General features: G+C 63.1%; 24 protein-coding genes and 1 riboswitch. Of the genes, 12 read left to right on the forward strand and 12 right to left on the reverse strand.

Annotated features, from left to right (window positions below; genetic code table 11):
* Positions 1–131: 131 nt before the first annotated feature.
* From MOV80_RS18175 to MOV80_RS18190, 4 genes are all read right to left on the reverse strand, one after another.
* Entirely contained in the window at positions 132–1,451 is a 1,320-nt protein-coding gene (locus MOV80_RS18175) for a hemolysin family protein (protein WP_118268510.1), read from the reverse strand.
* A 105-nt stretch (positions 1,452–1,556) separates the two neighbouring features.
* Positions 1,557–2,279 carry a uracil-DNA glycosylase gene (locus MOV80_RS18180; protein WP_019103397.1) on the reverse strand — a complete coding sequence of 241 codons (723 nt, stop codon included), beginning with the start codon at positions 2,277–2,279 and terminating at the stop codon, positions 1,557–1,559.
* 116 nt (positions 2,280–2,395) lie between these two features.
* Positions 2,396–2,719, reverse strand: coding sequence for a rhodanese-like domain-containing protein (locus MOV80_RS18185; RefSeq protein ID WP_019103398.1), 324 nt, complete (start codon positions 2,717–2,719; stop codon positions 2,396–2,398).
* Complete coding sequence (locus MOV80_RS18190) at positions 2,719–3,378, reverse strand: protein-L-isoaspartate O-methyltransferase (RefSeq protein WP_118268507.1); 660 nt, start codon at positions 3,376–3,378, stop codon at positions 2,719–2,721. Before MOV80_RS18190 ends, MOV80_RS18185 begins: the two co-directional genes overlap by 1 nt.
* A gap of 93 nt (positions 3,379–3,471) precedes the next feature.
* Positions 3,472–3,622, forward strand: a riboswitch (TPP riboswitch).
* Positions 3,623–3,705: 83 nt separating this feature from the next.
* Between MOV80_RS18190 and thiC the strand changes: the two genes are divergently transcribed.
* The 4 genes from thiC (at position 3,706) to MOV80_RS18210 (ending at position 7,931) form a co-directional block, all read left to right on the forward strand.
* Positions 3,706–5,616: a phosphomethylpyrimidine synthase ThiC gene (thiC, locus tag MOV80_RS18195; RefSeq protein WP_081575051.1), complete on the forward strand. Its 1,911-nt coding sequence runs from the start codon at positions 3,706–3,708 to the stop codon at positions 5,614–5,616.
* Between the two features lie 115 nt (positions 5,617–5,731).
* Positions 5,732–5,965 carry a DUF2789 domain-containing protein gene (locus tag MOV80_RS18200; RefSeq protein ID WP_043593490.1) on the forward strand — a complete coding sequence of 78 codons (234 nt, stop codon included), beginning with the start codon at positions 5,732–5,734 and terminating at the stop codon, positions 5,963–5,965.
* A 213-nt stretch (positions 5,966–6,178) separates the two neighbouring features.
* A complete protein-coding gene (locus MOV80_RS18205; RefSeq protein ID WP_249605352.1) occupies positions 6,179–6,940 on the forward strand; it encodes an SDR family oxidoreductase in 762 nt (253 codons plus the stop codon).
* Between the two features lie 466 nt (positions 6,941–7,406).
* Positions 7,407–7,931, forward strand: coding sequence for a hypothetical protein (locus tag MOV80_RS18210; protein WP_152596969.1), 525 nt, complete (start codon positions 7,407–7,409; stop codon positions 7,929–7,931).
* 311 nt (positions 7,932–8,242) lie between these two features.
* On the opposite strand, the gene MOV80_RS18215 is transcribed toward MOV80_RS18210, so the two are convergent.
* On the reverse strand, positions 8,243–8,812 hold the full coding sequence (locus MOV80_RS18215) for a PTS sugar transporter subunit IIA (protein WP_249605353.1): 570 nt from the start codon (positions 8,810–8,812) through the stop codon (positions 8,243–8,245).
* A gap of 109 nt (positions 8,813–8,921) precedes the next feature.
* On the reverse strand, positions 8,922–9,413 hold the full coding sequence (locus MOV80_RS18220) for a hypothetical protein (protein WP_249605354.1): 492 nt from the start codon (positions 9,411–9,413) through the stop codon (positions 8,922–8,924).
* On the opposite strand from MOV80_RS18220, the gene MOV80_RS18225 reads away from it, so the two are divergent.
* Positions 9,412–9,870 (forward strand): GNAT family N-acetyltransferase, encoded by a 459-nt coding sequence (locus MOV80_RS18225; protein WP_043589093.1) that lies wholly within the window; start codon positions 9,412–9,414, stop codon positions 9,868–9,870. The two genes, MOV80_RS18220 and MOV80_RS18225, sit on opposite strands and share 2 nt — an antisense overlap.
* Positions 9,871–9,875: 5 nt before the next feature.
* Here the strand turns inward: MOV80_RS18225 and MOV80_RS18230 are convergent, their stop codons facing one another.
* The 3 genes from MOV80_RS18230 to pyk form a co-directional block, all read right to left on the reverse strand.
* On the reverse strand, positions 9,876–11,087 hold the full coding sequence (locus tag MOV80_RS18230) for a winged helix-turn-helix domain-containing protein (RefSeq protein WP_043589096.1): 1,212 nt from the start codon (positions 11,085–11,087) through the stop codon (positions 9,876–9,878).
* A gap of 69 nt (positions 11,088–11,156) precedes the next feature.
* Entirely contained in the window at positions 11,157–11,933 is a 777-nt protein-coding gene (locus tag MOV80_RS18235) for a transporter substrate-binding domain-containing protein (protein WP_019104643.1), read from the reverse strand.
* A gap of 114 nt (positions 11,934–12,047) precedes the next feature.
* A complete protein-coding gene (pyk, locus tag MOV80_RS18240) occupies positions 12,048–13,454 on the reverse strand; it encodes a pyruvate kinase (protein WP_191186150.1) in 1,407 nt (468 codons plus the stop codon).
* A 731-nt stretch (positions 13,455–14,185) separates the two neighbouring features.
* Between pyk and glpK the strand changes: the two genes are divergently transcribed.
* The 7 genes from glpK to MOV80_RS18275 all read left to right on the forward strand — a co-directional run bounded on the left by glpK (position 14,186) and on the right by MOV80_RS18275 (position 22,959).
* On the forward strand, positions 14,186–15,691 hold the full coding sequence (gene glpK, locus MOV80_RS18245; protein WP_019100340.1) for a glycerol kinase GlpK: 1,506 nt from the start codon (positions 14,186–14,188) through the stop codon (positions 15,689–15,691).
* A gap of 86 nt (positions 15,692–15,777) precedes the next feature.
* A complete protein-coding gene (locus tag MOV80_RS18250) occupies positions 15,778–16,479 on the forward strand; it encodes an MIP/aquaporin family protein (RefSeq protein WP_039753674.1) in 702 nt (233 codons plus the stop codon).
* 124 nt (positions 16,480–16,603) lie between these two features.
* A complete protein-coding gene (glpT, locus tag MOV80_RS18255; RefSeq protein WP_019100342.1) occupies positions 16,604–17,950 on the forward strand; it encodes a glycerol-3-phosphate transporter in 1,347 nt (448 codons plus the stop codon).
* A gap of 254 nt (positions 17,951–18,204) precedes the next feature.
* Positions 18,205–19,722: a glycerol-3-phosphate dehydrogenase gene (gene glpD, locus MOV80_RS18260; RefSeq protein WP_249605355.1), complete on the forward strand. Its 1,518-nt coding sequence runs from the start codon at positions 18,205–18,207 to the stop codon at positions 19,720–19,722.
* A gap of 320 nt (positions 19,723–20,042) precedes the next feature.
* Complete coding sequence (locus MOV80_RS18265) at positions 20,043–21,419, forward strand: citrate:proton symporter (RefSeq protein ID WP_324606824.1); 1,377 nt, start codon at positions 20,043–20,045, stop codon at positions 21,417–21,419.
* Between the two features lie 328 nt (positions 21,420–21,747).
* Complete coding sequence (locus tag MOV80_RS18270; RefSeq protein WP_043589121.1) at positions 21,748–22,122, forward strand: hypothetical protein; 375 nt, start codon at positions 21,748–21,750, stop codon at positions 22,120–22,122.
* Between the two features lie 156 nt (positions 22,123–22,278).
* Positions 22,279–22,959, forward strand: coding sequence for a phenylalanine--tRNA ligase beta subunit-related protein (locus MOV80_RS18275; protein ID WP_249605356.1), 681 nt, complete (start codon positions 22,279–22,281; stop codon positions 22,957–22,959).
* A 157-nt stretch (positions 22,960–23,116) separates the two neighbouring features.
* On the opposite strand, the gene ugpC is transcribed toward MOV80_RS18275, so the two are convergent.
* Genes ugpC through MOV80_RS18290 form a run of 3 tightly spaced genes read right to left on the reverse strand, consistent with a single transcriptional unit; the run spans position 23,117 to position 26,606 of the window.
* Complete coding sequence (gene ugpC, locus MOV80_RS18280; protein ID WP_043589122.1) at positions 23,117–24,229, reverse strand: sn-glycerol-3-phosphate ABC transporter ATP-binding protein UgpC; 1,113 nt, start codon at positions 24,227–24,229, stop codon at positions 23,117–23,119.
* Positions 24,230–24,240: 11 nt separating this feature from the next.
* Positions 24,241–25,740, reverse strand: a complete 1,500-nt coding sequence (nagZ, locus tag MOV80_RS18285) for a beta-N-acetylhexosaminidase (protein ID WP_043589125.1) — start codon at positions 25,738–25,740, stop codon at positions 24,241–24,243.
* Positions 25,737–26,606 (reverse strand): carbohydrate ABC transporter permease, encoded by an 870-nt coding sequence (locus tag MOV80_RS18290; protein ID WP_019102572.1) that lies wholly within the window; start codon positions 26,604–26,606, stop codon positions 25,737–25,739. Before MOV80_RS18290 ends, nagZ begins: the two co-directional genes overlap by 4 nt.
* Positions 26,607–26,611: the final 5 nt, after the last annotated feature.

Below are 26,611 nucleotides of genomic sequence, written 5' to 3' on the forward strand. Positions count from 1 at the left end.
CGCTTTGTGAAGCGTTGCACGGTGAGTACAAGCTCAAAATGCTCATGTGCCGCTCGACCATTCCGCTTTTTCGCTGGTTTTCGCCTTGTCTCGTCCTTGCTCGCGAGACTTTGAACAGGCTCTTAGCGGCTCTAAATGCCGTCGTCGGCCGGCAGCGCCGTCGGCGGCGCTGGCAGACGGGTCACCAGGATTTTGTCGACCCGGGTCTTGTCCATATCCACCACTTCGAAGCCGAAGCCGTTCCAGTCTAAACGGTCGGTGACGCTGGGCACCCGGCCCAACTGGAACATCATCATGCCGCCCAGGGTGTGGATATTGCCGCCGGCTTCGCCCGGCAGCGCTTCGTCGATGTCGAAAAACTCCTTGAAGCGGTCCAGCGACAGCATGCCGTCTATCAGCCAGCTGCCGTCCTCGCGTTGGGCGATGTCGTCGTTTTCCGCGTTGATCGCCGGCATGTCGCCGACGATGGCTTCAAGCACGTCGTTCATTGTCACCAGGCCTTCCAGCTCGCCGTATTCGTCCACCACCAGCGCCATGTGATGACGGGTTTGCTTGAACTGCTCCAGCAGCTGCATCAAGGTGATCTTGGCCGGCACGTACAGCGGCTGGGACAGTTCGGCGGCAACATCGGGCTGCTGCCCGGTCAACATGCGGTCCAGCACGCGTTTGGCGTGCAGCACGCCGACGATTTGCTCTACGCTGCCGCGACACACCGGGAAATGGTTGAAGTGGTGGTTTTGCAGCAGGCGGTGGTTCAGTTCGGGCGCATCGTCCAGATCCAGCGCCACGATGTCTTTGCGCGGCGTCATGACCGCCGCCACCTTGCGGTTGTCCAGACGGAAGATATTGGTCACCAGCTCCTGTTCGGCGCGGTCGAACACTCCTTCGTCCGCGCCTTGTTCCATCAGTACCCGGATTTCTTCCTCGGTGATGGACGGGTCACTGCTCTTTTTGGCGCCCATCAGGCGCAGCAGACCGTCTGTGCAGCGGCTCAGGGCCTGGACCAGCGGCGCGCTGAGCCGCGACAGTAGCAGCATGGGCCTTGCCAGGGTGGTGGCCACCGCCTCGGGGTTTAGCAAAGCCAGCCGCTTGGGCACCAGTTCGCCGAAGATCAGCGACAGCAGGGTGATGATGAAAACCATCAGCGCCACCGACAACGGCTTGCTGTAGGGTTCCAGCAGGGGATAGTCCTGCATCGTCCGGCGCAGCTGTTCGGACAGCGCCGCCTCGCCGTAGACCCCGGACAGAATGCTGATCGAAGTGATGCCTATCTGCACCGTGGACAGGAAGCGGCTGGGGTCGTTGGCCAGTTTCAGCGCGGCTTGCGCGCCGCGTTGGCCATCATCCGCGCGTTGCAGCAGGCGGACCTTGCGGGAGGAGACGATGGCGATTTCCGCCATGGCGAACAGGCCATTGAGCAGAATCAGGCACAGCAGGATGAGAATTTCCACGGCGCGAACACGGGATAGAGGCGGGAGCCCTAGCTTAGGGCATGGCGGCGCGGCGGAAAAGAGTCAAACGGGCAGGAATGGGGATGTGTCTGCCCGTGTCCTGGGTCAGAACAAGTTGTTCTGCGGTGTCGGGACGCCCCATTCGATGGCGCCTCGGCCGCGGGACAGCAACCAGGCGTTGACTTGCGAAAAATGGCGGCAACCGTGGAAGCCGCGGCTGGCGGACAGCGGTGATGGATGAGCGGCGTCCAGCACCAGGTGGCGGCTGGCGTCGATGCGCTCGGCCTTTGTTTTAGCCCAATTGCCCCACAGCAGGAACACGCAGCCGGCGCTTTGCGCGTTGACGGCGTCTATCAGCGCGTCGCTGACCATTTGCCAGCCCAGTTTGGCGTGGCTGCCGGCCTTGTCCCGCTCTACGGTGAACACGCTGTTGAGTAGCAGCACGCCTTGCTGCGCCCAGTGGGTCAGGTCGCCGCTATTGGGCACGCCGCAGCCTAGATCCGCCGCCAGTTCCTTGTACAGATTGCGCAAGCTGGGCGGCACCCGCACGCCTGGCGGCACGGAAAACGACAAGCCCATCGCCTCGCCGTCGCCATGGTAGGGATCTTGCCCCAGTATCACCACGCGGACATCGGCCGGCGCGGTGAAGGTCAGCGCGTTGAAGGTCAACGGCGCAGGCGGGAAGAGGACTTTGCCCTGCGCTTGCTGAGCTTGTAGTTCCCTGTCGATGCCGGCCAGTTGCTGTTGAATGTCCGGTGTTGACAGCACTTGTTCCCAAGCCGGATGAACGCGGGCCAGGGCGGGAGACAGGTAAGACAATGCTTGCATAGAAAATTACGGCTCTTGCTATCGTGAGGGGAATTGGAATCCGGCAAACCGGTTTCGTTCCATGAAAAAGCCGTTCCCTCGGGAACGGCTGGCGATGTGGGCTGATGGCGGGTGCGTCAGTAGCGCGCCATTTGCGGGTCCACTTCCGCTGCCCAGGCCTCCACGCCGCCGGCCAGGCTCAGCACTTGTTCGAAACCGGCGTCCAGCAGAAAGCGCGCCACGTGCGCGCTGCGCACGCCATGGTGGCAGATCACCACAATGGGCGCGTCCGGCAGTTCGCTCATGCGCAGCGGGATCAGGTTCATCGGAATGTGCAGCGAGCCGGGAATCATGCACAGCTGCACTTCCCACGCTTCGCGCACATCCAGCAGCACCGGGGGCTCCGCGGCGGTGTCGGCCAGCGCAGCCGCCAGATCGCGGGCGCGGATTTCCTGGACCATCAAAACGCGAAGCGTTCCGGTTCCACCGCTTCCGCCTTGGCCAGGCGGGCGATACAGGTTTCGAACAGGCCGGTTTCGCTGAAGCTGGCTTCGGTTTCGCGCTTGATCAGCTTGCAGGTCATCACGGGCAGATCACCCGCGACCATGATCAGGCGGCCGCCCACGGCCAGCTGGTCTTTCAGTTCCTGCGGCACCACCGGCAGCGAACCGCCAACGACGATCACGTCGAACGGCGCTTGTTGCGGCAGGCCCAGCACGCCGTCGCCTTCCACCAGAGTCACATTGGAGATGCCGGCTTGCTTCAGGTTGGCCGCTGCGGTTTCACGTTGGGCGGAGTCGATTTCCACGCTGTATACGTGTTGGCCCAGCTTGGCCAGCAAGGCGGTCAGATAGCCGCTGCCGGTGCCGATTTCCAGTATCTTGTCCTTGGCTTGGATGGCGGCGTCTTGAACCAGGCGCGCTTCCATTTTCGGCTGCAGCATGAAGCTGCCGTTGGGCAGCGGCAACTCGGTATCGACAAAGGCCAGGCTGCGTTTGTCCGCGGCGACGAACTGTTCGCGTTTCACGTGAAACAGCAGGTCCAGCACGTTAGTGTCAAGTACGTCCCACGGACGAATCTGCTGCTCGACCATGTTGAAACGGGCATTCTCAAAATCCATCAGCTCACTCCGGAGGGGCTTGTCGCCGCAAGAAAAACGCGGCGGCGTGTCATGACGATAACTTGCGATTATCCCACATTTGCCGTACCTTCACAGCATCGCTAGGGGTCCTGCGCGACGGTCGGCAAGATGATCCATATCCTTGAAAGGATAGGATAATCGTTAAAGATTGTTGCGCGGGTGAGAAACACCCTTGGAACCTGACCCGGATAATACCGGCGTAGGGAAGCGTAAGCTGCTTTCGGCCCGGCCTTGTCGGACTGGCTCGCAGCCCGCCCAAGTGGCGGCCCGCTCCTTGCGCCATTCATCGACCAGGAGAACCGCCCGATGAACGCGCCCGCAACACAGAAGCCTTCCATGGTGGTGGATACCGCCGCCATTCAGCCCTTGCCCAATTCCCGCAAGATCCACGTCGCCGGCAGCCGGCCAGACATTCGCGTGCCGATGCGCGAGATCAGCCAGAGCGACACGCCCACCCAGTTTGGCGGCGAGGCCAATCCGCCCATCACCGTCTACGACACCAGCGGCCCGTATACCGACCCGGACGCGCGCATCGATATCCAGAGCGGGCTGGCGCCGCTGCGCGCCGGCTGGATCGCCGAGCGCGGCGATTGCGAGCAGCTTGCCGGCTTGTCCAGCGAATACGGGCGCGTCCGAGAGGCCGACCCCAAACTCGCCGAACTGCGCTTCAACCTGACGCGTAAGCCGCGCCGGGCGTTGCCGGGCCGTAATGTCAGTCAGATGCATTACGCGCGCCGCGGCGTCGTCACGCCGGAAATGGAGTTTGTCGCCATCCGGGAGAACCTGCGGCGTCGGGAATATCTGGACTCGTTGCGCGAAGCCGGCGGCAAGAATAGCCGGTTGGCGGAACTGATGACGCGTCAGCATCCGGGCCAGGCTTACGGCGCGGCGCTGCCGGAGGAGATCACGCCGGAATTCGTGCGCGCGGAGATCGCCGCCGGCCGCGCCATTCTGCCGGCCAACATCAATCACCCCGAATCCGAGCCCATGATCATAGGGCGCAATTTCCTGGTGAAAATCAACGGCAATATCGGCAATAGCGCGGTAACGTCTTCGATCAGCGAAGAAGTGGATAAGATGACCTGGGGCATCCGCTGGGGCGCGGATACCATCATGGACCTGTCCACCGGCAAGAACATCCATGAAACACGCGAATGGATCATCCGCAATTCCCCAGTGCCCATCGGCACGGTGCCCATCTATCAGGCGCTGGAGAAAGTGGGCGGCAAGGCTGAAGACCTGAACTGGGAAATCTTCAGAGACACCCTGATAGAACAGGCGGAACAGGGCGTCGATTACTTCACCATCCACGCCGGCGTATTGCTGCGCTATGTGCCGATGACCGCCGGCCGCATGACCGGCATCGTGTCGCGCGGCGGCTCCATCATGGCCAAATGGTGTTTGGCCCACCATCGCGAAAATTTCCTCTACACGCATTTTGAGGACATCTGCGAGATCATGAAGGCTTACGACGTGGCTTTCAGTCTGGGCGACGGCCTGCGGCCGGGCAGCGTCTGGGACGCCAACGACGAGGCGCAGTTGTCGGAGTTGAAGACCCTGGGCGAACTGACCGAGATCGCCTGGCGACACGATGTGCAGGTGATGATAGAAGGCCCCGGCCATGTGCCGATGCAGTTGATCAAGGAAAACATGGACAAGGAGCTGGAGTGGTGCCGCGAGGCGCCGTTCTACACCCTGGGGCCGCTGACCACCGACATCGCGCCCGGCTACGACCACATCACCTCGGCGATAGGCGCGGCGCAGATAGGCTGGTACGGCACCGCCATGCTGTGTTACGTCACCCAGAAAGAGCACTTGGGTCTGCCGGACAAGAACGACGTCAAGGAAGGCATCATCACTTACAAGCTGGCCGCGCACGCGGCGGACTTGGCCAAGGGGCATCCCGGCGCGCAGATTCGCGACAACGCCTTGTCCAAGGCGCGTTTCGAGTTCCGTTGGGAAGACCAGTTCAATCTGGGCTTGGATCCGGACAAGGCGCGGGCCTTCCACGATGAAACCCTGCCCAAGGACAGCGCCAAGGTCGCGCATTTCTGCAGCATGTGCGGTCCGCACTTCTGCAGCATGAAGATCACTCAGGACGTGCGCGAATACGCGGCCAAGCAGGGCATCAGCGATCAGGACGCGTTGACGCGGGGCATGCAGACCAAGTCGGTGGAGTTTCTGAAGGGCGGTTCCAAGCTCTACGACAAGGTGTGAGTTTGAGCTTACGAGCAAACGGCGGCCGCGGCCGCCGTTTTTCATGGCGCAAGGGTCGGCGGCGGCGTCGTCGATTCGGGTCTATCATCAGACATCCCTTCACAGGAGAAGCGTCATGGACACCAGCGAGCACTCTTTGTCCGGCCTGTTCCGCCAGTTGGGCCTGGCCGACGATCCCACCGCCATTCGCGCCTTCATCGCCAGCCATCCCTTGCCGCGCAACGCCGTGCTGGCCGACGCGCCGTTCTGGACGCCGGCGCAGGCGGATTTCCTGCGCCAGGCCCTGGCCGAGGACGCGGACTGGAGCGAGGAGGTGGATGAGCTGGCGGTGTTGTTGCAGGTGGCTTAGAGCCTGTTCACGATCAGCTGCGCGTCGTGAGACGTGGCACGGTGAGTACTGCTTCAAAATGCTCATGTACCACTCGCACATTCCGCTTTCTCAGAAACCGCGCATCAAGTCAGCAAGAATCGGAATGCCAAACGGGTTGATCGGCCTGAAACTGAAGTTGTAACCGCACCGAAGATTGGCGCGGACTTCATTCACTTTTCAGGAGGAAACCCCATGAGCGCATTGATTAATAAAACCGCTATTGTCACCGGCGCCAGTTCCGGCATCGGCATGGAGGCGGCCAAGCTGTTCGCGCGAGAAGGCGCGCGCGTGGTGTTGGTGGCGCGGCGCGCGGCCAAGCTGGATAGGCTGGTGTCGGAAATCGTCGCCGACGGCGGTCAGGCGGCGGCCTTGGCCGGGGATCTCACCTCGGAGGATTGCGCGCGTGCGGCGGTGGAGCTGGCGCTGGATAGATTCGGCGGCTTGGACATCGCTTTCAACAACGCCGGCAGCCTGGGCGCCTTGGGCAGCCTGGATCAGATTTCCCTGGACGACTGGCGCGCGACGCTGGACGGCAATCTCAGCAGCGCTTTTTTGTGCGCCAAGCACCAGTTGCCGGCCTTGCTGCAAGGCGGCGGCTCGATGATTTTCACCTCGTCCTTCGTCGGCCACGCCATCGGCTTTCCCGGGATGGCCGCATACGCGGCCAGCAAAGCGGGGCTGGTGGGCCTGGCGCGCACGCTGGCGGCGGAATACGGCGCCAGAGGATTGCGCGTCAACGCTTTGCTGCCGGGCGGCACCGACACCGAGATGGGCCGCGCCGCGGCGGCGACGGCGGAACAGCGCGAGATGGTGGCCGGCCTGCACGCGCTCAAGCGCATGGCGGCGCCGGAGGAGATTGCGCGCGCGGCCTTGTTTCTGGCGTCGGACGCGTCCAGCTTCGTCACCGGCGCGGCGTTGATGGTTGATGGCGGGGTGTCGATCAGCAAGCTGTGATTCGCGTCGCTTCAAGCCTCGCTTAACGACGCGCAGTCAATGTTTAACCGCTTTTTGGCGCTTTTTGCGATGTTTTTGGAGAGGTTTATTGCCAAGGACATTGAGCCCGCTATACGCATGATCATTTAGAGCCGGCCCATCCGCGGCGCGCAGCACCCTAGGCGCGGCTATTTCCATCCCGCCCGGATGCCGCCGGCTTGACGCCCTCCCGCGCCTCCCCAACAATAGCCCCCGCGCCGCAGCAATCGCGGCGCTCGGGATTAGCCTCCCGCTTATGAGTTCTTACCGCGGATGCGCTGTTTCCACAGCGTATCCGCTGCCATTGCTTTGCCTATTCGGGCGGGCCATGGCAAGTGGCGCCCTCGCGGGCGCGCCGGCTTTCGTAAGAACTCACCGGTAGGCTAACTCTTGTCATGTGCCCGCCCTGCCGCTTTGCGGCTGGGCCCTTCTGCTCAGGAGGTTGCAAATGGTAAAGCTAGTCCGTCCGATGCTAGGCATCGAACTCACTTCGTCCGCTACTGAAACCCAAGACGTCCATCAAGACGCCTCTCCACTCCCGTCGCTAGGCCCGCGCTCCCGTTACCGCTTTGCCGGCCCCCACGCCAAAGACCTCAGCCTGCCCTTCATCCGCCGCATCAAAGGCCGTACCTATCCGCATTACTGGCAGCCTGCCGAAGCCAAGGATGAGTTTGAAGCCCGCGCCTTGGGCCATCAGTACGCCGCCCATCTGGCGCAGATGCTGAAGCTCAACCGCCAGCACTCCGCGCGCGGGCTGCTGTTCCGCATCGCCAGCGATATGGATTTCAGCCAACGCGGCCTCCGCCGCCGCATGTGCAAGAGCTTCTTCAACTATCTGGAGTTGTTGTTGAACCTGGGGGTGGAGCAGGTGGACTTGCCGAGGCATGTGGAGGCGGTGAACCGCCTCCATCTCAGCCTGGATGAGCTGGAAGCCTTGCCGCGTAAGTTGGGGCGGAAGAAGAGGAAGAGCTAAGCCGGGGAGGGGACAGCCAGCCCGGTGAGGCTGGCTGTTGGAACCGGTTTACGATCTGCTGCGCGAGACGTGGCACGGTGAGTGCGGCTTCGGAATGTTCATTTACTACTTGTAAACTCCGCTTCCTCAGCCGCAAGGCCTTAGAGCCTGTTCAAAGTCTCGCGAGCAAGGGCGAGACAAGGCGAAAACGAGCGAAAAAGCGGAATGTACGAGTGGTACATGAGCATTTTGAGTTCGTTTTCAACGCCGTATCGCTGAAGCGCAGCAGACTTTGAACAGGCTCTTAGCTCGCGAGATCGTAAACACGTTCTTCAGAAACGCGCCACCATCTTGCGCTTCACGGTGTAATCCGGCCGCAAGCTGGCTTCGCTGTCCATGAAGTAGCGGTTGCTGTCCAGCAGGAAGTGCGGGTCGTTCAGCTCTTCCGGATCGGCCCAGTCGCACAGCAGGTGATAGAGCGCCTGCGCGCTGTGGCAGCGGTCCAGCGCCTGGCGGAACGGGCGTTCCGCGAACATGCGCGCGCAGCTGGCCAGCAGATGCAGATGGGCTTCGCGGCTTTGCCGCGGTAAAAGGAGCACCAGCGCTGTATGCACCGGCTGCTGGTCGGGGGCGTCGAAGGCGATGGGGGTTTGCAGCCGCAGCAGCAGCGCGCGGGCCTCCGTCAGGCCCTCTATGCGGGCGTGCGGCAGCGCGAGGCCATGGCCAAGCGCGGTGCTGCCGGCCTGTTCGCGCTCATGCAGCGCCGCGGCCAGCGTTGGGCGGTGCTGCGCGTGGCGCTGGGCCAGCTGGGAGGCGGCGTGCTCCAGCAGGGCGGCCTTGTCGGCCAGGGTTTGATTGAGCAGGATGTCTTGCGGGCCGCAGAGGTCGGGCAGGGTCAGCATGGCGGATTTCTCCTTTGGCTAGGGTGCGACCTCATCCTAGTTAGAGGGAGCTAAAGATCCGCTAAAGAAAACGCGCGGCGGCATAAAAATGCCGCCAACGCGGCCGGGCTTATTTTTGCTCGGATTGCGGCTGTTCGGCCTTTTTCTCCTGGGCCTGCAACGCGCCCTTCACGGCGGAGGCTTGCTCTTTAAGCTTGTCCACTTGTTCTTTCAGTTCCGGGCTTAGCGCCGCGGCGGCGGCGCCGGCTTGTTTGGCCGCGCCGATGGCGGCGCTGGCTTGTTCCTTGAGCTGGCCCAGCGGCGCGCTGCTGTCCTGCAGCGAGTTGTGCACCGTGCCGATGGCGCTGGAGGTGGATTCCTGCAATTGGTTGGTTTGCTTCTCGCTGCAAGCGGCCAGAGCCAGGGCGGAAGCGGCGGCGATCAAAAGCGTGGCGCGCATGTAAACGTCCTCGTTGGGGAAAATGCTGTATTGAGCGTCGGCGAAGGCCGAAGTTCCGGCGGTGGCTCCTGGCTGCAAGGCCAAGTGGTTCTTATGACTTCGTCTTGGCTGAGCCACAATGCGCGTATTGGGCGCGTTAGCGCCGCCACTGGAGATCGGCATGAGCAATACGCTTTCCATCCGTCCGCTGCGGGCGGAAGACTACGAGGCCTGGCTGCCGCTTTGGCGCGGCTATCAGCGTTTTTACCAAGTGACGATGGACGAAGCCACCATCAACGGGACTTGGCGGCGTTATTTGCTGCCGGATCACGCGATGCGCGGCTGGCTGGCCTGGGACGGCGATCGGGCGGTGGGCTTGGTGCATATCGTATTGCACCCCAGCAGTTGGACTCTGGGAGATTATTGTTATTTGCAGGACTTGTTCGTGGCTGAGGATTGCCGCGGCCTGGGCGCCGGGCGGCAGTTGATCGAATGGGTGTACGAGTGGGCGAGCAAGCGGGAATGCTCGCGAGTGTATTGGCTGACCCATGAGACCAACGCCACGGCAAGGCGGCTCTACGATCAGTTGGCGGAGAACCTGGGTTATATCCAGTACCGCAAGCAACTGACGCCCATCTAGGAGCGTCAGGCCATCAGCGCGGCCGCAAGCGCTCCCGGCGCGCGTTCCACGCGCAGCCGCGGCGCGCCGTGCCAGTTGGCCAGTTTTTGCAGCGCGGTCTTGAGATCGGCGGTCAACCGCGCGCTGTGGCGGACGCCGGGTTCCAGGTACAGCGCCTTGACTTCGAATACGCCCTGGGCGCGGTGGGCCTTGGCGTCCAGCCGGCCGACCAGTTTGCCGCGGTTGAGAATGGGCAGCACGAAGTAGCCGTATTGGCGTTTGGGCGCCGGGGTATAGCATTCGATGCGGTAGTCGAAGTCGAACAGTTCCGAGGCGCGCTTGCGGTCCCAGACCAGAGGGTCGAACGGCGACAGAATGGCGGTGGCGCCGGCTTTGAGTTCGCCGGAGGCGGCTCGCGGCAAATATTCCGCCAGGCCGGCGTCGACGAAGACGTCGTGTTGCCAGCCGTCGATGCGGGCCGGAATCAGTTCGCCGGCGTCGGCCATCTGGTGCAGCATGGCGTCGTAGCGGCCGCGCTTGAGCCGGTAGTAATCTGCTACCCAGCCGGCCTTGACCACGCCCAGCGCGCGGCAGCTGTTGCGCAGCATCCGCCATTGCGCCTGTTCCTCCGTGGGCAGGTCGCGCGCGTCGTCCCAGCCGGGTTTCACCCGTTCCGCCAGATCATAAACGCGCTGAAAATTGCGTCTTTCCTTGACCATCAGCCGCCCCAGCGTGAACAGGACTTCCAGGTGGCGCTTCTCCGGTTTCCAGTCCCACCAACCGTTGCCCTTGCCGCCCTTGCGTTCAAAGTCCGCCGAACGCACTGGGCCGTTGGCGTGGATGCCTTCGACCAGCGCGTCGATGTCGGCGCGGTGTTGCTCTAGCCAGCGCAGCGAGAATTTCCAGCCCATCGCTTCCGGATTCAGCATGCGGTGGCGCAGCAGGCCGTAGTCCTCGATGGGGACGAAGCAGGCTTCGTGCGCCCAGTATTCAAATAAACGGCCTTCGGCGAGCAATTCGTCCAGCCAGGCGGGGTCGTAAGATCCCAGCCGGCTGTGCAGCACTAGATAGGGGCTGCGCGCCACTACGTGGATGGTGTCGATCTGCAATAGCGCCATGCGGCGGATGGCGGCCAGCACGTCGGCCTTGCCGGCTTTGCGGCGAGGCGGGTTCAGCAGGCCTTGGGCGGCCAGTTGCAGATGGCGGGCTTGCTGCGGCGACAGGTGCAAAAGGGACATGGCATAGTCATCGGTAGGACAAGTGGATGACTATAACAAAAACCGTTTTGCTCAGGGGGGGCGATCCGCTTAGGGTTTGGAGGAGGCGTGGCCGGCGAAGAACTGCTTCACCAATTGTTGATAACTGCCGTCCTGGCGCATTTTCTCCAGGGCCTGATTGAAGCGCTGCAGCAGCGGCAGTTGCGGCGAGGTTTTGTTGATGGCCAGATAAGTGGCTTTGCTGGCCAGGATGGCCGGCGCCACCGCTAGGTTGGAATAGGCGCCGTTTTGCAGCCTGGCGTCCATCGCCTCCTGTATCGCCAGCACCGCGTCCAGATTGCCGCGTTGCAGCAGCAGAAGGTTTTGGCGGTCCGAATCGCCCTCATAGGCAATGAAACGCTTGTCGGCGCGCGCGCGGTCGAACTCGTCGCCGTAGCTCCAGCCCGCCATCACGCCGACGCGCTTATTGTCGAGGTCCGGCAGGCCTCGGAACTCGATCGGGTGTTGGCGGAGATAGACCACCACGATGCGCTCCTGATAAAGAGGCAGACTGAAGTCGTAGCGTTGCTCTCGGTTAACGGTTTTGTAGATGCCGGCGGCCGCCATCGCGCTGCGGTCCAGTTCGAACAGCGCGCGGCGCCACGTCAAAGCCCGAAATACGTGGGGAATGCCGGCTTTGTCGCAAACGGCGCTGACCAGCCGCGGGTAGAGGCCGCCGACCCGCTCGTTCTCCTCGTACATGAACGGCGGCGCGTTGGCGTCCACCGCCACGGTCAGGGTTTCCGCGTCCTGCCCGCGGCAGGGCGCGGCCAGGCTAGCGCAGAGCAGCAGCAAAGTCAGGCCGAGGCGGCGGATGCTAGCGGTCATCGAGGCGAATCCGGTGCGTGCTGATCAGCTAAGCATAGCCGCTGTCGCGGCCGGCGGCGGGCAAACAAAAAACGGAACCCGAGGGTTCCGTTTGCTTTGACGTTCAGCCGGCGCTCAAGGGTAGACGATGCGCAACAAATTAGTGGTGCCCGGCGTGCCAAACGGCACCCCGGCGATGATCACCATGGGCTTCCCTTGTTCCGCCAGGCCCAGCTTGGTGGCGGCGAAGGTGGTTTTCACCACCATGTCTTCCAGGTTTTCCGCGTCCGGGCCGTTATAAGCCACGACCCCCCAGACCAGGGTCAGCCGGCGCGCGGTGTCCAGCCGAGGAGAAAGGCCGAGAATGGGGGTGTGCGGGCGCTCGCGCGCCAGCCGCAGGCAGGTGGAGCCGCTGGTGGTGAAGGCGGCGGATACGGTGACCGGCAGCAAGGAGCCCACCTTGCGCACACAGGCGGCGATGGCGTCTGCGCGGTCCGGCGCGTCGGCTGCGCTGTAATCCAGCGCCATGACGCGGCGATAGTCCGGCGCGCCTTCCACGCGGCGGATAACCCGGTCCATGATGCGCACCGCTTCCAGCGGGAACTGGCCGGCCGCGGTTTCAGCGGACAGCATCACGGCGTCGGCGCCTTCGTAAACCGCGGTGGCCACATCGTTGGCCTCGGCGCGGGTGGGCGTGGGCGCGGTGATCATCGATTCCAGCATTTGAGTGGCGACGATGACCGGACGACCCAGGTGACGGCATTGGTGAACGATGCGGCGTTGCACCACCGGCACGTCTTCCGGCGGCAACTCCACGCCCAAGTCGCCGCGCGCCACCATGACCGCGTCGGCCAGTTCGGTGATGGCATCCAGTTCGTCCACCGCCGACGGTTTTTCGATCTTGACCACGATGCCCAGCTTCCGGCCTACCAGTTCGCGTAGTTCGCGCACGTCGTTGGCGGTTTGCACAAAGGACAGCGCCAGCCAGTCCGCACCTTCCTTCAGAGCGAACTCGGCGTCCACCCGGTCTTTGTCTGTTATGGCGGACAGCGGCAGTATGGTTTGCGGCAGGTTGAAGCCTTTGCGGCTGGACAACTCTCCGCCCACTTCCACCCGGGTGGCGATGCGGCGTTCTTCCACCTGTTCCACGTGAAACGCCAGTTTGCCGTCGTTGACCAGAATACGGTGGCCGGGCTTGAGCGCGCTGAAGGCTTCCGGGTGAGGCAAGCTGGCGCGTAGCGCGTCGCCGTCCACCTCGTCCAGCACGAAGTCGAACTTGTCGCCGGTGTTCACGGTAACCGGCGAGGAGAACTGGCCGATACGCAGCTTGGGTCCCTGCAGATCCACCAGCACGCCCAGCGGGCGGCCGACCACGGCTTCGGCGGCGCGGATGGAAGCCAGGCGCGCGCGGTGGTCGTCGTGATTGCCGTGGCTCATATTGAGGCGGAACACGTTAACGCCGGAGCGGGCCAGTTCCAAGATGATTTCGGGTGTGCTGGAAGCCGGGCCCAGCGTGGCGAGGATTTTTGTGTTGCGAAGCATGACAGTCCTTTATGCCCGATCCAGCCGCGGCGTTGCGCGCGGCCGGACATGGCGGTGTTGTTTTGCCAATCACATCCGTATTTCTTTCCATCCAGGCTGCGCCGCGCTTGATGGAACTGTCTGTCATGCTGCCACAGTCAGGCTGTAGCGGCTTGACTACGTAAAGCTGGCGGGGCGGAGGGCCGGAAAATGAGCGGCCTTTGTGCGAATCTCGCCACTTAGCTGGGAAAAATGTTCGTTTTTGCGCGTTTTTCCCTCCTCGGCGGCAATCAAGACAAGCCAACGAAAAGCTGGCCCCGGGTGGATCCTGGGACCAGAGCATGGTTATTTTATCTCCAGATAAAGACAAAAACTTTGTTGCAACACAGAGTCAGTGGAGAATGACGCGGGTCAATGCGCTGCAGCATAGGGCTTTTACTCGATAACTTACTGAAACAGCAATATTTGTAGTGAGACGCTACAGCCGCTAAACCCTTGTCTTTATTGCCCTGCAGCATGAATTGGGATGGCATGGAAAGTCGCAATATTAAGATTTTTTTACGAAGAACGATTGACAAGCTTTTGCCGGGGCCTAGAATGGCTCGAAAATAAAACGAACGTCATAAGTACAAAAAGAAACATTATCAATAACTTGAGCGATGGAGCACGGTCCGCAACCGGCATCCGCCGCCGCATGCAACGAACGAACATTCAGACATTAGGCCGCCCACCGGCTGAACAGGAGAAACCCCATGCAGGATCAATTCGTGTTGGCCTTGGATCAAGGCACCACCAGTTCTCGCGCCATTTTGTTCAATCGCAGCGGCGACATCGTGTCGTTGGCGCAAAAGGAGTTCCGCCAGATCTACCCGCAACCGGGTTGGGTGGAGCACGATCCGCAGGAAATCTGGGGAGGCCAGGTGGGCGTGGCGGCCGAGGCGGTGGCCAAGGCCGGCATCGACGGCCGCAGCATCGCCGCCATTGGCATCACCAATCAGCGCGAAACCACCATTGTGTGGGACCGAGAGACCGGCCACCCGGTCTACAACGCCATCGTTTGGCAGGACCGCCGCACCGCGGAGTTCTGCGACGAGCTGAAGGCGCGGGGCTTGGGCGAGTTGATCCGTTCCAAGACCGGCCTGTTGGTGGACGCCTATTTCTCCGGCAGCAAGATCAAGTGGATTCTGGACAATGTGCCGGGCGCGCGCGAACGCGCTCGCGACGGCAAGCTGGCCTTCGGCACGGTGGACAGCTGGCTGATCTGGAATTTCACCCACGGCAAAGTGCATGTCACCGACGTGTCCAACGCCTCGCGGACCATGCTGTACAACATTCACTCTCTGGAATGGGACGCCGAACTGCTGGACATCATGGGCGTTCCGGCCAGCATGCTGCCGGAAGTGAAAAGCTCCAGCGAAGTTTACGGCCACACCCACGCCGCGCACTTGGGCGTGGAAATTCCCATCGCCGGCGTGGCCGGCGACCAACAGGCGGCCTTGTTCGGCCAGCAGTGCACCCGCCCCGGCATGGTGAAAAACACCTACGGCACCGGCTGCTTCATGATGCTGAACACCGGCGACGCGCCGATCGAATCCAAGAACAATTTGCTGACGACCATTGCCTGGCAGGTGGATGGCAAGGTGCAGTACGCGCTGGAAGGCTCCATCTTCATCGGCGGCGCGGTGGTCAAATGGCTGCGCGACGGCCTGGGCATCATTCGTCATTCCGCCGACGTGGGCCCGCTGGCCCAGGAAGTGGCCGACAGCGATGGCGTCTATCTGGTGCCGGCCTTCGCCGGACTGGGCGCGCCGCATTGGAACCCCAACGCGCGCGGCACTATCGTCGGCGCCACCCTGGGCACCAAGGCGGCCCACATCGCCCGCGCGGCGCTGGACAGCATCGCCTACCAGACCATGGACGTGCTCAAGGCAATGGAAGCCGATGCTGGCCTCGATATTGCCGAACTACGCGTGGACGGCGGCGCCACCGTCAACGAACTGCTGATGCAGTTCCAGTCCGACATCCTGAGCGTAGATGTGGTGCGCCCCAAGATCACTGAAACCACCGCGCTGGGCGCGGCCTACCTGGCCGGCCTCGCCGTCGGCTACTGGAAGAACATCGACGACGTGCAGGGGCAGTGGCAGCTGGACCACCGCTTCAAGCCGCAGCTGGAAGCCGCGAAAGTGGCCGGCAAGGTCAAGGGCTGGCAGCGCGCGGTGAACGCCGCCAAGGTCTGGGCCGACGACGAACAAGCGTAAGCGGCGCGGGTTTCGCGCGCTGACTGGGCAAGCCCGCCGCCAAAGAGCGGTGGGTGGACGCACTCCTTAATCCGGAAGAAACAATCATGAATCCTTTAATGGGCGAATTCATCGGCACCGCCTTGCTGGTGCTGCTGGGCAACGGTGTGGTGGCCAATGTGCTGCTGAAAAACACCAAGGGCCACAATAGCGGCCTCATCGTCATCGCCTTTGGTTGGGCGATGGCGGTCTTCGTCGGCGTGTTCAGCGTAGCGGCGATCAGCGGCGCCCACCTGAATCCGGCGGTATCGGTGGCGCTGGCGGTGGCGGGCAAGTTCTCGTGGGCCAAGGTGCCGGGCTATGTGCTGGCGCAGATGCTGGGCGGCATGACTGGCGCCGGCCTGATGTGGCTGATCTACCGCAAGCACTTTGACAGCACCGATTGCGCCGACACCAAGCTGGCCACTTTCTGCACCGGCCCCGCCATCCGCAGCCTGCCGGGCAACCTGGTGTCCGAGATTGTCGCCACCTTTGTGCTGGTGTTCGCCATTCTCAGCATGGTGGCGCCCAAGATGTCGCTGGGCGCCATCGACGCGCTGCCGGTGGCCCTGCTGGTGTTGGGCATCGGCGTGTCGCTGGGCGGCACCACCGGCTACGCGATGAGCCCGGCCCGCGATTTGGCGCCGCGCATCATGCATGCCATCTTGCCGATCCCCGGCAAGCGCGACAGCGACTGGGGCTATGCCTGGGTGCCGGTGGTCGGCTCCCTGATCGGCGGCGCGCTGGCGGCCTTGGCTTATACCTTGTGATACCTGGCCGGTTCTATGAGACCGGCCGCAGTTTTCGCGCGGCGGCGTTTTGGCCGCCGCGCTTGTAATCCGGAGCCGGCGCAGATCGGACCGTAGTTGCCACACTAAAAAATGAGGTGTTCCCATGATCAGCATGTTCCGTCCGGCGGCGCATCAGCCGCTATTGCCCTCCTCTGAGCAAGATAGTTTGTATCGAAGACTGCGCTGGCAGATCTTCCTCGGCATTTTCATCGGCTACGCCGGTTATTACCTTGTTCGCAAGAACTTCTCGCTGGCCATGCCCTACCTGGTGGAGCAAGGCTATTCGCGCGGCGATCTGGGCTTTGCCATGTCCGGTGTCGCCATCGCCTACGGCATTTCCAAATTCCTGATGGGCGCGGTGTCGGACCGTTCCAATCCCCGCGTCTTTCTCAGCGTCGGCTTGATCCTGTCCGCCGCGGTCTTCTTGCTGATGGGCTTTGTGCCTTGGGCCACCTCCAGCGTCGGCATCATGTTCGTGTTGCTGTTCCTCAACGGCTGGTTCCAGGGCATGGGCTGGCCGGCCAGCGGCCGCACCATGGTGCATTGGTGGTCGCAGAAGGAGCGCGGCGGCATTGTGTCGATCTGGAACTGCGCTCATAACGTGGGCGGCGGCCTGATCGGCCCCTTGTTCATCCTGGGCATGGGCTGGTTCAACGACTGGCGCGCGGCTTTCTACGTGCCGGCCGCCGCCGCCATCGGCGTGGCTATCTTTGCCTTCCTGACCATGCGCGACACCCCGCAGTCTTGCGGCCTGCCGCCGGTAGAGGCCTATAAAAACGACTACCCGGAAGACTACAACGCCAGCCATGAGCAGGAACTGAGCGCTCGCGACATCTTCAAGAAATACATCCTGCCCAACAAGCTGTTGTGGTACATCGCCTTCGCCAACGTCTTCATCTACCTGCTGCGCTACGGCGTGCTGGATTGGGCCCCCACCTATCTAAAAGAGGTCAAGCACTTCTCGGTGGATAAATCGTCTTGGGCCTACTTCCTGTACGAGTGGGCCGGCATTCCCGGCACCCTGTTGTGCGGCTGGATGTCCGATAAGCTGTTCAAGGGCAATCGCGGCGCCACCGGCATGCTGTTCATGGCCCTGGTGACCGTGGCCACCGTGGTGTACTGGCTGAACCCGGCCGGCAACCCCACCGTGGACATGCTGGCGCTGATCGCCATCGGCTTCCTGATCTACGGCCCGGTGATGCTGGTGGGTCTGCATGCGCTGGAACTGGCGCCGAAGAAAGCCGCCGGCACCGCCGCCGGCTTTACTGGCCTGTTCGGCTACCTGGGCGGCTCGGTGGCCGCCAACGCGGTGGTGGGCTATACCGTCGATCATTTCGGTTGGGACGGCGGCTTCATGCTGATGGTGGGTTCTTGCATCGTCGCCATCGTGCTGTTGGCGCTGACCACTTGGCACGGGCGGGGGCAGGACGCCGCCTTGAACCGGGCATAGTTCCCGCAGGGCCCGGCGCTGCCGGGCGCTTTACGAGGCGGCGACTCTGGTTGCCGCCTATTTTTTTGCGTATTTCCGCGTTTAAACGGATGAATAGACAAAAACGCGTTCTAACCACATTAAAACGAAAGCAAAATGTTGTATTTTTGTTCGTTTATAATTATTCTGGGTAGGATGGCATCGCAGGCGCACGGATGCGCGCAGGCGAGGGAATAACGACTCGAACTGGGTCCCCTGGAAGGAAGAGGCGAAAGATGGCAGTGGAGATTTACGACCTGATGGTGATCGGCGGCGGCATCAACGGCGCCGGCATCGCGCGCGACGCGGCCGGACGCGGCCTATCGGTGATGCTGTGCGAAAAGGACGACCTGGCCGCGCACACCTCCTCCGCCAGCACCAAGCTGATCCACGGCGGCCTGCGCTATCTCGAGTACTACGAGTTCGGCCTGGTGCGCAAAGCGCTGCAAGAGCGCGAAGTACTGCTCAAGGCCGCGCCGCACATCATCTGGCCGCTGCGCTTCGTGATGCCGCACGACAAGAACCAGCGTCCGGAATGGATGATACGCTGCGGCCTGTTCCTCTACGATCACCTGGCGCGCCGCGAAGTGCTGCCCGGCTCCGAAACCGTCAGCTTCGCCAGCCATCCGGCCGGCCAGCCGATCAAGCCGACGTTCAAGCGCGGCTTCGTTTATTCCGACGGCTGGGTGCAGGACGCGCGCCTGGTGGTGCTCAACGCCAAGGACGCCGCCGAGCGCGGCGCACGGGTGTTGACCCGCACCGCCTGCGTTGGTGCTCGCCGCGACGGCGAACACTGGCTGTGCGAGCTGCAGGCCGAAGACGGCAGCCGCAGCCAGGTGCGCGCCCGCGCCCTGGTCAACGCCGCCGGTCCATGGGTGGAAAGCCTGATCAAGGACACGCTGGCGCTGCCGTCCAGCAAGTCCATCCGTCTGGTCAAGGGCAGTCACATCGTGGTCAAGAAATTGTTCGACCACCCCTATGCCTATATCTTCCAGAATCCGGACAAGCGCATCATCTTCGCGATCCCCTACGAGCAGGATTTCACCCTGATCGGCACCACCGACGTGGAATACCGCGGCGACCCGGCCAAGGTGGCGATAGACGATCAAGAAGTGGCCTATCTGTGCCAGATGAGCAACCGTTACTTCCAGACCCAGATCAGCCCGGCCGACGTGCTGTCCACCTACTCCGGCGTGCGCCCGCTGCTGGACGACGAGGCCAGCAACGCCGCCAGCGTCACCCGCGATTACTCGCTGGAAATGGACCTGAACGGTGCGCCGCTGTTATCGGTGTTCGGCGGCAAGATCACCACCTTCCGCAAACTGGCGGAAGAAGCGGTGGACAAACTGGCGCCGCTGCTGGGCAACAGCAAGACCACCTGGACCGCCGACGCGCCGCTGCCGGGCGGCGACATGCCTGGCGCGGATTTCGAGCGTTTTCTGCTAAGCCTGAGTCAGCAGTACCCGTGGCTGCCGGAAGCGCTGGCGCGGCGTTGGGCGCGCGCCTACGGCACTCGCGTGGTCAGGCTGATCGGCGCGGCCGCCGGCCTGGAGCAACTGGGCGAGGAGCTGCTGCCCGGTTTGTACGAAGCCGAGCTGCGCTACCTGGCGGACGAAGAATGGGCGACGCGCAGCGAGGACATCCTGTGGCGCCGTTCCAAGCTCAAGCTGCACCTGCCGGCGCACGCCGCCGAGGTGATCGACGCCTGGTTGCAGGGCCAGAGCGCCACGCGGGAACAACGGCTGACCGCCTGAGCGACAATGAAACCGAAGCGGCACTCGCCGTGTAAGGTTCCGCGACGTGAACAGGTTCTGAAGTAGAAGCCCGGCGATGCCGGGCTTTGTCGTTTCCGCGTCTTGCGCCGGGCAAGACGGTATCAGGGAGCTTCGTATCCCAATCGCAAATGTATAGACAATAATCCCGCTGTCCGTGTAGGCTTTTCCGCCCAGTCCCTTTGTTTGGCTTTCAACAAGCGGAAGGGCTCCCACAAAAGCTCCGCTCGCTGTGCAAGCAAGTTTGGCCAAAAGTCGAACCATAAAAAAAACCTCATTGCACCCGGTCTGTTCAGCGTCTGATGGAATACGGCGATAGCCAGTCCAGTTGGCGACTGAATTCCGGAATCATCCGATTCAGCCTCCCGGAGAAGCATATGCTTACTTTTGCTGGCCTTGCCATCATCGTCATGGTGGTGTCCCTGTTGATCCTGCGCAAGCTTGCGCCTGTTGTCTGTCTCACCTTGATTCCCTTTATCGGCGCGCTGCTGGCCGGTTTCGGATTCGCCGATATCGGCAAGTTCTATAGCGCCGGCCTGAACTCCGTCATCCAAGTGGCGACCATGTTCATCTTTGCCATTACCTTCTTTGGCGTGATGCAGGACACAGGAGTGTTTCGTCCCATTGTCAACGGCATGGTGGGGATTTCCAGAGGCAATGTCGTTACCGTGGCGGTGTGCACGGCGGTGGTGGGCATGCTGGCGCATCTGGACGGCGTGGGCGCCACCACCTTTTTGCTGACGGTGCCCACGCTGCTGCCCCTGTATCGGCGCTTGGGCATGAATCCCTATTTGATGATGCTGCTGTTGGCGTTGGGCGCGGGCATCCTCAACATGATGCCGTGGGCCGGCCCGCTGGGCCGCGCGGCGGCGGTGACCGATCTGGATCCGGCCGCGCTATGGCAGCCTTTGATTCCCTTGCAGTTGATCGGCGCGGGTTTGCTGGTGGTGCTTGCGGCGGTGCTGGGCGTGTTCGAGGCCAGACGTTTGCGCAAGCAAGGCCCTTTGCAGGCGGCGGACGAGGCGGAGCCGCTGGAGGATCTCAATGACACGCAGCCGCTGCCCAAACTGTTTTTCGTCAATATGGCTCTGTTTTTGGGGGTGATAGGTACTCTGATTTCCGGCATTCTGCCGTCCGGTTATATCTTCATGATTGGCCTGGGAATCGCCTTGGTCATTAATTATCCGGACGTGGATGAACAGTTGGAGCGCATCCGCGCGCATGCTCCAAACGCCCTGCTGATGGGAGCCATCATTCTGGCCGCCGGCTCATTTCTGGGCGTTCTCAACGGCAGCGGCATGCTCAAGGCGATCGCGGCGGATCTGGTGCGGGTTTTGCCAAGCGAGGCGACGCCCTACCTGCACTTGATCCTGGGCGTGTTTGGTCTGCCTCTGGATCTGGTGTTGAGCACGGACGCTTATTACTTTGCTTTGCTGCCGGTGATCCTGGAAATTGTGTCCGCTTATGGAGTGGAAACCACATCGGCCATTTACGCGCTGCAAATCGGCAATGTGATTGGCACTTTCGTCAGTCCCTTTTCCCCTGCGTTGTGGTTGGGGCTGGGTTTGGCCGGCTTGGACATGGGGAGGCACATTCGCTATTCCCTGCTTCCGATGTGGGCCTTCTCGCTGGTTTTGCTTGGGGTGGCCGTTGGGCTTGGGCTGATCAAGATAGGCTGATCCTCAGAGCCTGTTCATAGTCCCGCGAGCAAGGACGATGCGGCCTTGAAAACACTTTGGGATGCTCATGGAACATGAGCATTTCGAGGGCGGTTTCAACGCGGTGTCGCCGACGCGCAGCAGATCGTAAACAGATTCGAAGAAAGGCGCGCGGCGCCCGCTTTATCCGGCGGCGGAGCCGCCGATCTAGTCTTGCGCGGGCCTTGGTCCGCAAAAGCTGTTACCTTATCCGCTCCACGCCTGAAGGCAAGGCGCGTTGCAAAAGCCTGTTTACGCTCTTGAGCTTGTGCCAAGGCATTGAACAGGCGCTATGACAATGGGAGGCCTTATGTCCGTAAAACGTCCATTTCGTCGCCATGACGACGCCGCCGGCCAGGCGGAGTCGGTCCAAGAACCTTCCTTCGCCGTCTGCCTGCCGCCGCGCTTGCGTCTGTACTGTATGGCGGTGCCGGCCAACGCGAGCGATCAAGAGGCTTACCGGATGGGCCGCGAATTTGCCGGCCACTACATTGCACATGTGGCGAACCATCCCTGCGCTGCGGAGGATTCCCTGCTGGCGCGCATGGCGGAGCATGCCGATTTCACCGCGGAAGGTCTGGAGGGCGAGTATTGGGCCGGTTTCTTCTCGCTGCTGGAAGAAGCGGTGCTCAGCGCCGCCGAGTGCCTGGACGCGGATGGCAAGGCGGGCGGCTACATCCATTGAGCCCGCGCCGATGCCGGCTTGAGCAAGGCCCCGTTCGCGGGGCCTCGCGCATTGCCGCGAGGCGATTCAGTCGCGCTAATACCCCAGCAAAAAAACGCGTTTCCCCTTTGTCCGCGGCGGGCCTATGCTGACACGGATTAAACCGAGGAAAGCCCGATGATGCAGATTGTCCTGAGCCCCGCCTTATTGTCCCGCCTGCCTCAGATCCAGATGAGCGGCCTGATCGCGTTGGACATAAACGCCGCCGCTTTGCCGGCGCGGCTGCCGACCTTGCCGGAGCCGGAACGCGATCTGGACGAGTTGTTGCAAGCCTGGAAACAGTTGTACAAGGATTTGCCCGGCGACAAGAAGGCGCGCTGTTCATTGGAATACCTGGTCAAGGCGGCGCAGAAGGACAAGCTGCGCAGCATCCTGCCGCTGGTGGATTTGTACAACCAGGCGTCCTTGCTCAGCCTGAGCCCATTTGGCGGCGAGGACATCGCCAAACTGGGCGGCGTATTGCAATTGGACCTGGCCGCCGGCGGCGAGCCTTTTCTGCCCTTGGGGCGGGACCAGACGGAAACGCCGCAGCCGGGCGAGGCGGTATGGCTGAACGGGAAACGGCAGGTGGTGTGCCGTTGCCTGAACTGGTTGGAGTCGGACTTGTTCAAGCTGGACGCCGGCAGCCGCGACGTGGTTTTCGTCAGCGAGCGGCCGGATAAGGGGTTTCCTTCCGGTGCGGCGGGCATGGACTGGCTGGCCGAACAGCTGCGGCCGCATGCCGGGCGGCTGGTTCGTTTCGAGCTGGACGCGGCGCGGACTAGCTTTGAGCTGGCTGCTGTGGATAAAGTGGCGTGAAGACGCCGGCTTGTGGGTAAGTCGCGCAGGCCTGCTTTTAGCCGAACATCGTCGCGTGGCAATGGCGGCTTGTGGATAAAACGTCAGGGTAAGATTATCCTGTGGATAAATGAAAAAGGACGCGATCGCGTCCTTTTTGCTTATGCCTTGCCGCCGCTCACACGGTCTCGGTTTGGAGCTGCGGCTGCGCCGCCAGCCGGGGCAAGGCCTGGTCACGGGCGTCGAACAGATGACAGTGCTCGGTGTCCAGCGCCAGGCGGCAGCCGCTGCCGGCCGGCGGCGCGCTGTCCTGGCCGCCCAGTTTGACGGCGATGGGCTCCGCCACGCCATCTGCCTGGACGTAGACGATTTGCACATCGCCCAGATGTTCGACTAGCTGTACCGTCGCCGGCACGCCGGCGTCGGCGAAGCGCAGGTGCTCGGCGCGTACGCCCAGGGTGGCGGCGTCGCCGGCACGGCCTTGAAACGGCAGGCTCAAGCGGTGGACGCTGGGCAGCTCCAGCGTCAGGCCGGCCGGGCCGTCCGCGACGATGGCCGCCGGCAGGAAGTTCATCTTGGGCGAGCCGATGAAGCCGGCGACGAAGCGGTTGGCTGGGCGTTGGTACAGCTCCAGCGGCGTGCCCACCTGCTCGATGCGGCCGGCGTTGAACACGGCGATGCGGTCGCCCATGGTCATCGCTTCCACCTGGTCGTGGGTGACGTAGATCATGGTGCTGCCCAATTCCTTGTGCAGCCGCGCCAGTTCGATGCGCATCTGCACCCTGAGCGCGGCGTCCAGATTGGACAGCGGTTCGTCGAATAGAAACACTTCCGGCTTGCGCACGATGGCGCGGCCGATGGCCACGCGTTGGCGCTGGCCGCCGGACAGGGCCTTGGGCTTGCGGTCCAGCAGGTGTTCGATCTGCAGCGTCAGCGCGGCGCGGTGCACGGCGGCGGCGATTTCGGACTTGCTCTTGCCGGCCAGCTTGAGGCCGAAAGCCATGTTTTCCCGCACCGTCATGTGCGGGTAGAGCGCATAGCTCTGGAACACCATGGCCACGCCGCGCTTGGACGGCTGGATGTCGTTGGCCAGCTGGCCGCCTATCCACAGTTCGCCGGCGCTGATGTCTTCCAGGCCGGCGATCATGCGCATCATCGTGGATTTGCCGCAGCCGGACGGGCCGACGAAGACCATGAATTCGCCATCGCGGACGGCGAGGTCCACGCCGTGGATGACCGCGTTGCCGTCGTCGTAGACTTTTTTAATATTGCTGAGCTTGAGGTGGGCCATATCGAGTCCTTTTATTGCAAGCGCGCCGGCAGCGTGCCCGTGGCTTCTATCTCGCCGGACAGCCATTGGGCGACGGCGTCCAGCGCCGCGTCGGCGAAGCCGTAGCTGATCAGCGCCGGCGCGTCGAGATCGGCGGCGGCGTAGGGGTTCCACAAGGCCAGGTGCAGGTCCGGCCGCCATTCGGCGCGCTCGCGCGCGCCGTAGCGTCCGCGGGTGGTGGAGGCGACCACGGTGTAGCGGCCGTCCTGAGGCAGCCGGCGCCAGTCCAGTTCTTCGCGCCGCTGATAGCGGATCACTTCCAGGCTGAAGCGGCGCGACAGCTGGGCGATCAGCCGAGTGACCAGCGCGTCGGCGGACAGGCCGGCCTCGGACACGCCGTCGGACGGCGCCTGGTCCTGCACCACCAGGCGCAGCGTGGCGCCGGCCGGCGGCCGTTGCGGCTGGCCGTGGGCGGTCAGCGCGCGGCGCCAGGCATCGGCGAACAATTCGGCGTCGGCGGCGCGCTGCGCCGGGTCGTAATCGCGCTGACGGCTGGGGTAGCGCCGGATCAGCGCGTCCACGCGCGCGGCCGCTTCTTGCAGCCGCGTCTCGCTCAGCCGGCCGGCGGCGACGGCGGCTATCAAGGCCTGCTTGCTTTCCGTCATTTCGTCCTGGAATTGGAGCACCAGGCTGAGGTCGGCACCGGCGGCCAGCGCCTGCGCGCTGCCCTGGGCCTGGCCCCAGCGTTCTCGGATGGCTTTCATATTCATGCCGTCGGTGATCATCACGCCCTGATAGCCCAGCTGCTCGCGCAGCAGTTGCTGCAGGATGGCCGGCGACAGCGTGGCCGGCCAGTCCGCGTCCAGCGTCGGAAAGCGGATGTGGGCGCTCATCATGCCGGGGGTGAGGCTAGCCAGCGCGGCGAACGGCGACAGTTCGTAATCGCGTAGCTCGGCCTTGGGCTTGTCCACCACCGGCAGGTCCAGGTGGGAGTCGGTGTGAGTGTCGCCGTGGCCGGGGAAGTGCTTGACGCAGCAGGCCACGCCCTCGGACAGATGGCCGCTGATCCAGGCGCGCGCCAGCCGCGTCGCCTTGAGAGGGTCCTCGCCGAAGGATCGTTCCGAGATCACCGGATTGGCGGGGTTGTTGTTGAGGTCCAGCACCGGGGCGAAATTCCAGTTAACGCCCAGGCTGGCCAGGCCGCGCGCCACCGCGGCGCCCACTTGCTCGGCCAGTTCGGCGTCGTCCACCGCGCCCAGCGCCATCGCCGACGGCGCCGTCGGCAGGAACAGGGTGCGCATCACCGCGCCGCCTTCCTGATCCATGCCTATCAGGATGTCCTCGCCCAGCGCGCATTGCAGATCGGCGATCAGCCGGCGGATGCTGGCCTCGTCCGGCACATTGCGGCGGAACAGGCAGATGGCGCGCGTGCCCAGTTGTTGCAGGAAGGCGGCTTCGTCTTCTCCCAGACGCGGGCCGGCCACATCCACCATCAGCGCCTGGCCGGCCAGTTGTTGCAGGGTATCGCTCATTTGACGGCTCCATCGAATCCGCGCAGGAAGTAGCGCTGGGTGAACAGGAAGACCAGCAGGATGGGCAGCACGGTCAGCACCGCGCCGGCGGCCACCACCCGGGTTTTGAAACTGAAGGCGCCGGACAGGTAGAGCACGCCCACCGACAGCGGGAATTTGTCCGGGCTGGACATCACGATGGACGGCCAGATGTATTGGTTCCACGCCGACACCATGGTGAGTATGGTCAGCGCCGCCAGCGCCGGACGAGATAGCGGCAACATGATTTTCCAGAAGATCTGCCAGTCGCCGGCGCCGTCGACGCGGGCGGCGTCTATCAAGTCCTGCGGCACGGCCTCAAAGGCCTGTTTCATCAGGAAGATGCCCACCGCGCCGGCCAGCGTGGGCAGCACCACGCCGCTGTAACTGTCGGTGAGCTGCAGTTTGGACACGGTGATGAAGTTGACCAGGAAGTTGACTTCGCTGGGCAGGATCATGGTGGCGAGAATGGCGCCGAACACCAGCTTGCGGCCAGGAAAGCGCATCCGCGCCAGCGGGTAGGCGGCCAGCGCGCTGACCAGCAGGGTGCCGGCCACGGTGGCCAGCGCGATGACGACGGAGTTCTTGTAGAAGGCCAGCAGGTCGATGCTGGACACCGCCTCCTTGAAGTTGTCCAGGCCGGGGGCGCTGGGCAATAAGGGCGGCGGAAAGGCGAACACGTCGCCCTCGGTGGACAGCGCGGTGACCAGCGTCCACCAGAACGGGTAGACGGTGACCACGGCGATCAGGCTCAGCACCAGATAGTGCAGGCCGCGGCCGGCCAGCTTGCTTAGCCGGGCGCTGTGGCGGCGGGCGGCGGGCGCGGCGAGGGTGGCGGTGTTTTGCATGGCGT

It is taken from the genome of Chromobacterium sp. IRSSSOUMB001 (genome assembly GCF_023507765.1).
Taxonomy (GTDB): domain Bacteria; phylum Pseudomonadota; class Gammaproteobacteria; order Burkholderiales; family Chromobacteriaceae; genus Chromobacterium; species Chromobacterium haemolyticum.